General features: G+C 64.8%; 6 protein-coding genes and 1 pseudogene. 5 read left to right on the top strand and 2 right to left on the bottom strand.

What is annotated here, in order from left to right:
* Together E5W87_RS32905 and E5W87_RS32900 are read right to left on the bottom strand one after the other, a co-directional pair.
* Positions 1-130 (bottom strand): annotated as a pseudogene (locus tag E5W87_RS32905) (carbohydrate kinase); the annotation flags it as partial.
* 13 nt (positions 131-143) lie between these two features.
* Complete coding sequence (locus E5W87_RS32900; protein WP_292407351.1) at positions 144-1,187, bottom strand: class II aldolase/adducin family protein; 1,044 nt, start codon at positions 1,185-1,187, stop codon at positions 144-146.
* Positions 1,188-1,389: 202 nt separating this feature from the next.
* Between E5W87_RS32900 and E5W87_RS32895 the strand changes: the two genes are divergently transcribed.
* From E5W87_RS32895 to E5W87_RS32875, 5 genes are all read left to right on the top strand, one after another.
* Positions 1,390-2,172: a DeoR/GlpR family DNA-binding transcription regulator gene (locus tag E5W87_RS32895; RefSeq protein ID WP_127292832.1), complete on the top strand. Its 783-nt coding sequence runs from the start codon at positions 1,390-1,392 to the stop codon at positions 2,170-2,172.
* Complete coding sequence (locus E5W87_RS32890; RefSeq protein ID WP_292407347.1) at positions 2,169-3,548, top strand: FGGY-family carbohydrate kinase; 1,380 nt, start codon at positions 2,169-2,171, stop codon at positions 3,546-3,548. Before E5W87_RS32895 ends, E5W87_RS32890 begins: the two co-directional genes overlap by 4 nt.
* The gene (locus tag E5W87_RS32885; protein WP_292407344.1) at positions 3,545-5,089 is read left to right on the top strand and encodes a sugar ABC transporter ATP-binding protein; all 1,545 of its coding nucleotides are present in this window, start codon (positions 3,545-3,547) and stop codon (positions 5,087-5,089) included. The genes E5W87_RS32890 and E5W87_RS32885 overlap by 4 nt, the downstream gene beginning before the upstream one ends.
* A complete protein-coding gene (locus tag E5W87_RS32880) occupies positions 5,086-6,084 on the top strand; it encodes a ribose ABC transporter permease (RefSeq protein WP_292407342.1) in 999 nt (332 codons plus the stop codon). The genes E5W87_RS32885 and E5W87_RS32880 overlap by 4 nt, the downstream gene beginning before the upstream one ends.
* A gap of 77 nt (positions 6,085-6,161) precedes the next feature.
* Positions 6,162-6,515 (top strand): substrate-binding domain-containing protein (locus tag E5W87_RS32875; protein WP_292407339.1); only part of this gene is annotated, 354 nt, incomplete at its 3' end.

The following is a 6,515-nucleotide window of genomic DNA, read 5'->3' as shown; positions in this document are numbered from 1 at the left end:
GATCGCGGGCGTTCTGGCCAAATCTGTCGAGTGGAACGGTGGAGCGCGCGGCAATCGAAAAGTCCGGGCGTATGGCGACGGCGCGCGCACCTGATGTGCCGATATCGATGCCGATCGAAAGCGGGTCGATTGAAAGCGCCATGTCAGCCGCCAGCGGCATTGAGTTTCTGGCGATACTGCTCGGCGTCCCAGTTGATCAGTTCGTCATTCTCGGCGGCGGTCAGATAGTTCAGCTTCGCCGCGACGTCGACCCGTGCCGTCACGTCGGCAAGGCAGCGTTGCATGGCATCAGCGCCGGCACTGGCGTCGCCGCGCATCAGCACGCCAAGCCTGGGAAACAGGATTGCCACCGGTGCCGTGCCGCACCGTTCGGTGACGCGCATCACGTCCTCGCCGGATCTCGCCACGACCGAACCCTTGCCGAGAAAGATGACGTGATCGGGATAGAGGCTGCCCCCCGACGCCATGCGGCAGCTTTCAGGATCGATCGCGACCGCATGCGCTTCGGCGTCCATCGGCAACCTATAGCCGGTTTTTCCGATGAGTGCCGTCAATGCAACAACTTTGGGCTCCGCCACTTCGCGGGGCGGCCGCGCCAGCAGCCCTGTGACGCGACGCAGCAGCGCCTCGGCGCCGGCTACGGTCTCGGCTGCGACGACCAGGCCGTGATTGGCAAGGATCAGGACATCGACCCCCGGCCGAAGGCGCTCGGCAATACCCTGGGCAAGCGGCAGGCCCGGCCGGCGATAAGGAACATACGCCCATTCGATGCCATCGAGGCGCTTGGCGACCTGAGCCTCACAGTCGGCCTGCACGGCAAGCGAAATGGTGTCGACGCAGTGGACATGCAGAACGACACGCTGCGGCATCAGCGCATGAACCGTGGTCTCGATCGAGGGGCGCAGCCTGCGGGCATTGAGCGCCTCGATGGCGAACGCCTGTGGCTGATCGGCGGCCGGGTCGCGCTGCTCGACAGCGCTGAGCAGCGGGGGGATCGCCACGGGCACCATGATGTCTTCGGCGAGCGCATTCTTCAGCCAGGTGCCGGAAGCCTTGATCCAGAGCGTGTCGCCGGCCTTCAGCGAAGTGTTGCCGCCCGCGGCCTGGGTCAAATGCGGGTCGCGCCCGATACTGGCCGAAAGCGACCGCAAAGCAGCCAGTTCCTGTGCATCCGCATAGTTTGCCATCGAAATTCCTCCCACAAACCGGCCGCGTTGGCCACGGCTTTGGATGTCCCACTGCCGGGATAATGGTTGACGCTGGTATCGCAGATGCGAGTAAGTTACGTCAATAGTGATCTTATCTCGTCAAATCGAGCTTGCAATCCGATGCGCGTTGAGTAAGTTGCACCAATTGCCGTGGCAAAATGGCATTTCGGGAGGTAAACCGTTGAGCGACTCCGGCCGCCAGCGTCAGATCGTCGAGTTGTTGCGGGATCGCCCCTTCGCCTCGGTGCGTGAGTTGCAGGAGCGGCTCGGCGTGTCGGCGGCAACGGTGCGGCGCGACATCGACAAGATCGATGAGGCCGGTGAAGCACGAAAGGTCTATGGCGGCATCTCGGCGCTCGATGGCGCCTCGCAGGCGGGCGTCGCCTATGCCAGGCCCTACGACGAGAACCGCGATCTCGCGGTCGAAGCCAAGCGGCAGATCGCCGCTCTCGCGGCGACCATGGTGCGTGATGGCGATGCCGTCATCGTGCATGGCGGATCGACCTGTTTCCATCTCGGCGCCAAGCTCGCCGACCGCAACATCCGGCTCTATACAAACTCGATGCCGCTCGTTGCCTATCTGAGCGACCACGGCCATTGCAGCCTGACCGTTGCCGGGGGTGAGCTTCACCGTGAGCCTGGCATCATCCATTCGCTCACCCAGGCGGTGCCGTTCTATGCGTCAAAGTTCTTTCTTGGCGCGCAAGGCATCGGCCAGGAGGGCCTGCTGGAATCGCATCCGCTGCTGGTCCGCTCCATCGTCGAACTCAGCCTATGCGCCGACCAGATCGTGGTGCTGGCTGACAGCCGCAAACTGTCGATCCACGCGCGCAACGTCGCGCTGCCCTTGTCGCGCATCGGCACGCTGGTGACCGACGACGGCCTGTCCGACGCCGACGCACGCATGCTGGAAGACGCCGGCGTCATGGTGCGGATCGCCTCTGCCTCGGGAGCCATCCAGTGAAAGTGGCTGTCTTCGACTTCGGCAAGACCAACTCGAAACTGTTCGTCTTCGATCAAGACGGGCGGATCCTCGACGAGCGACGGACCCAGCCGAACTGGACGCGCAAAGGCGGCTTCAGCGTGCTCGACGAGGCAGCGCTTCACGATTGGGCGGCTGGCGCCGTCGGCGAAGCGGTCGACAATCATGGTGTGGAAGGATCGATGGTTTCGGGCCATGGCTGCACCTTTGCCCTGGTCGACGATGCGGCGCTGACGCACCCGATCCTCGACTACGAGCAGGAGCCGCCGGCCGAGATTGCCGCGCAGATCGATCGTCGCATTCCGGATTTTGCCGAGACCTTCTCGCCGCATCTGCCGCTCGGCTTCAATTATGGTCGCCACATGCTGTGGCTGAAGGCGGTGCAACCCGGCGCGTTTGCTGCGGCAAAGTCGATCCTCGGCTATCCGCAATACTGGAGCTGGCGCTTTGGCGGCCGGGCGGTCTCGGAAGTGTCCTATCTGGGCTGCCACTCGCATCTGTGGGCGCCGCGCAAGCGCGATTTCTCCTCGCTGGTCGACGCCGAGGGTTGGCGCGGCCAGATGCCCGCCTTCGAGCGTGCCGGCGCGGTCATCGGCGAGCAGCGCTTCGGCGATAAGGCGCGGCCGATCGCCATTCACAACGGTGTCCATGACAGCAATGCGGCACTCTATGCCTATCGCCGGCAGGAGCTTGGCCCGGTCACTGTCGTCTCGACCGGCACCTGGGTTGTGGTGCTTAACCCGGACTGCCCGCTCGACGCGCTCGATCGCGACCGCGACATGCTGGTCAATGTCGATGTCGACGGCGGTCCGGTGCCGACCGTCCGCTTCATGGGCGGGCGTGAATTCGCAACGATCAGCGCCGGCTGGCAAGGCGCAATCGACCACTACTCGGTACAGCAGGTGATCGACGCCGGCATGATGGCGCTGCCCAGCTTCGCGCCGGGCGGGCCGATGCCTAGCCATCCCGGCGAACTGGTCGGGCGCACACCCAACGCGGAGGAGCGCGCGGCCGTGGCGCTGCTCTATGTCGCGCTGATGGTCGATCTGTGTCTCGACCTGATCCATTCGAACAACACCGTGATCGTCGATGGCGGGTTGAACAGTGGCGGCCTGCTCGCCAGCCTGCTGGCGCAGCTGCGTCCCGGCCAAGCCTTCATGCAGGGCGCAACGCTGGAGGGCAGCGCCACCGGAGCGGCGGCTCTTGCGTTCGAGAGTGTTGGACGCGAGTTCGCCGCCGAGGCGCCGGAGCCTGTCCGTGCTTCAAGCTTCGCCGGGCTTGCCGGCTATCGCGACAGCTGGCGCGGTCTGTCCGCCGATCGAGGCGTTGCTGATGCAGCAGCGGGAGGTGCACGATGACCGCCGCTGCCAAGATCGAAACAGTGCGCCAGCCGGTGCTGGAGATGCGGCACATCTCCAAGACGTTCGGTCCGATCCGCGCCTTGCAGGATGTGTCGCTGACCGTCCACGCCGGCGAACTGCACGCGCTGATGGGCGAAAACGGCGCCGGCAAGTCGACGCTGATGAAGGTGCTGTCCGGCGCCTACCGGCCTGATACCGGCGGCGACATCCTGATCGACGGCACACCGGTCGCGACCGGCGACCCGATCAAGGCACGCGCCAACGGTATTGCCGTCATCTATCAGGAACTGTCGCTGGCGCCCAACCTGACGGTCGCGCAGAACATCTTCCTCGGCAACGAGCCGAGACGGTTCGGCATCGTCGATCGCGACCAGTGCAACCGGCGCGCCAACGAGATCATCGCGCGGCTCGGCGTTTCCTTCTCGGCCCGCGCCCTTGTCTCCAGCCTGTCGCTCGGCGAGCGCCAGATGGTCGAGATCGCTCGTGCGCTGTCGACCAGCGCGCGCATCATCGTCATGGACGAGCCGACCACCTCGCTGACCTCGCGCGAGACGGACAGGTTGTTCGAGGTCATTGCGACGCTGAAGTCGCAGGGCATCGCCATCATCTACATCAGCCACCGCATGGAAGAGGTCTACCAGCTTGCCGACCGCGTCAGCGTGCTGCGCGACAGCGGTTATGTCGGCACGCTCGACCGCGCCGACCTGAATGCCTCGCGTCTCGTCTCGATGATGGTCGGCCGTGACCTGTCCGCCTTTTACAAGAAGGATCACCGCCCGCCGGACAGCAAGCGCGCGATTGCACTGTCGGTGCACGGCATGTCGGACGGCAACCTCCTGAAGGACTGTTCCTTCGACCTGCACAAGGGTGAGGTGCTGGCGCTGGCGGGCCTGGTCGGCTCGGGCCGCACCGAACTCGCACGGCTGATCTTTGGAGCTGATAGGCACACATCCGGGACGCTGGAACTCGACGGCAAGCCGATATTCATCGGCTCGCCGCGCGAGGCGCTCGAGGCCGGCATCGCCTACCTCACCGAGGACCGCAAGGAACTCGGCCTGTTCCTCGACATGTCGATTTCCGACAATATCAGCATGGGCGTGCTAGCAAGGGACGCGCAGGCTGGCGGCTTGCGCGACTTCGCCAAGGCCGAAAGGCGCGCCACCAAGGCCGTTTCCGACCTCTCCATCCGCACCAGATCGGTGCAGGCCAATGCCGGCTCGCTGTCGGGCGGCAACCAGCAGAAAGTGCTGCTCGCCCGCCTGCTCGAAACCGAGCCGCGGGTCCTCGTCCTCGACGAGCCGACCCGCGGCGTCGACGTCGGGGCGAAGTCGGAAATTTACCGGCTGATCGACGATCTCGCCAAGAAGGGCATCGCCATCCTGATGATCTCCAGCGAACTGCCGGAAGTGATCGGCGTTGCCGACCGCGTGCTGGTGATGCGCGACGGCACCATAGCAGGCGAGGTGACGGCCTCCGAAGGCCAGCCGCTCAGTCAGGAAGCAATCATGGAACTTGCAACGGGAGCGGCCAAGGGATGACCGACAAGGCAACCGAGATGAGCGCGGGCGACCAGGCCGTCGGCAGGCGCCGGCGGCTGCGCACCGCCTTCGCCGCCCTTGGCATGCTGCCGGTCCTGATCCTTTTGGCGGCCGGCTTCCAGTTCATGAACCCGCGCTTCCTCACCGAGACCAACCTGTTGATCGTCACCCAGCAGTCGTCGATCAACATCGTCCTTGCGGCCGGCATGACCTTCGTCATCCTGACCGGCGGCATCGACCTGTCCGTCGGCTCCATCCTTGCCGCCTCGGCGATGGTGGCGGTGATGGTGTCGCTGGTGCCGGAGTGGGGCATGCTCGGCGTGCCGGCGGCCATTCTGGTCGGCCTCGGCTTCGGCGTCATCAACGGGCTGCTCATCGCCTACATCAAGCTGCCGCCCTTTATCGTCACGCTGGGTTCGCTGACCGCCGTGCGCGGCGTCGCTCGCCTGCTCGGCCAGGACACCACGGTGTTCAACTCGGATCTGCCGTTCGATTTCATCGGCAACGGTTCGCTGTTCGACATCCCCTGGCTGGTCATCATCGCGCTGTCGGTCGTGGTGCTGTCCTGGCTGGTACTCAAGCGCACCGTGCTCGGCACCTGGATCTATGCCGTCGGCGGCAATGCCGAGGCCGCCCGCCTCACCGGCATCAAGGTGCCGCTGGTGCTGCTCTTCGTCTATGGCGTTTCCGGCCTTCTGGCCGGCCTTGGCGGCGCCATGTCGGCGGCCCGGCTCTATGCAGCCAACGGGCTGCAGCTTGGGCAGTCCTACGAACTCGACGCCATTGCCGCGGTCATTCTCGGCGGCACCAGCTTCGTCGGCGGCGTCGGCTCGATCTGGGGCACGCTGATCGGCGGCCTGATCATAGCGGTGCTCTCCAACGGGCTCATCTTGGCCGGTGTTTCGGACATCTGGCAGTACATTATCAAGGGATTGGTCATCATCGTCGCGGTCGCCCTCGACCGCTACAGGCTCCAGGCAGGAGCAAGAACGTGATTGACCTTAGTCGCCGGCGTCAACGACCGGTTTCATGTAACGCACCGTGAGAGGCGCGGGGCATCAGGAGGAAAAGAATGAAGACCATCGCTAAACTGCTCTGCGGCGTTGCCCTTGCGGCCGTCGCCATCGCACCGGCTTCGGCCAAGGATCTGAACAAGGTCGGCATCTCGGTCGGCCTGCTCGGCAACCCGTTCTTCGTCGCCACCATCAAGGGCATCGAGGTTGCCGCGTTCGACGTTTCGGCGCCGGGCGCCGACGTCACCGTGATGACCAACAACGTCAAGGCCGGCGAAGCGGCGTGCCAGTATCTGATCGATCACACCGGCGGCAAGGGTGATTATGTCATCCTGAACGGCCCGGCATCGTCGTCGATCCTGGAGCGGGTGAAGGGCTGCAAGGACGTGCTTGCGAAGCACCCGGATATCAAG

Origin of the sequence: Mesorhizobium sp. (genome assembly GCF_004962925.1) — a bacterium.
Lineage (GTDB): Bacteria > Pseudomonadota > Alphaproteobacteria > Rhizobiales > Rhizobiaceae > Mesorhizobium.
Note: the sequence above shows the minus strand (reverse complement) of the source record. Positions and strands in the feature narration are given on the sequence as shown.

Coding starts and splice junctions, on each gene's coding strand:
- E5W87_RS32900 (WP_292407351.1), bottom strand. CDS start 1,187: ATGGCAAACTATGCGGATGCACAGGAACTGGCTGCTTTGCGGTCGCTT.
- E5W87_RS32885 (WP_292407344.1), top strand. CDS start 3,545: ATGACCGCCGCTGCCAAGATCGAAACAGTGCGCCAGCCGGTGCTGGAG.
- E5W87_RS32880 (WP_292407342.1), top strand. CDS start 5,086: ATGACCGACAAGGCAACCGAGATGAGCGCGGGCGACCAGGCCGTCGGC.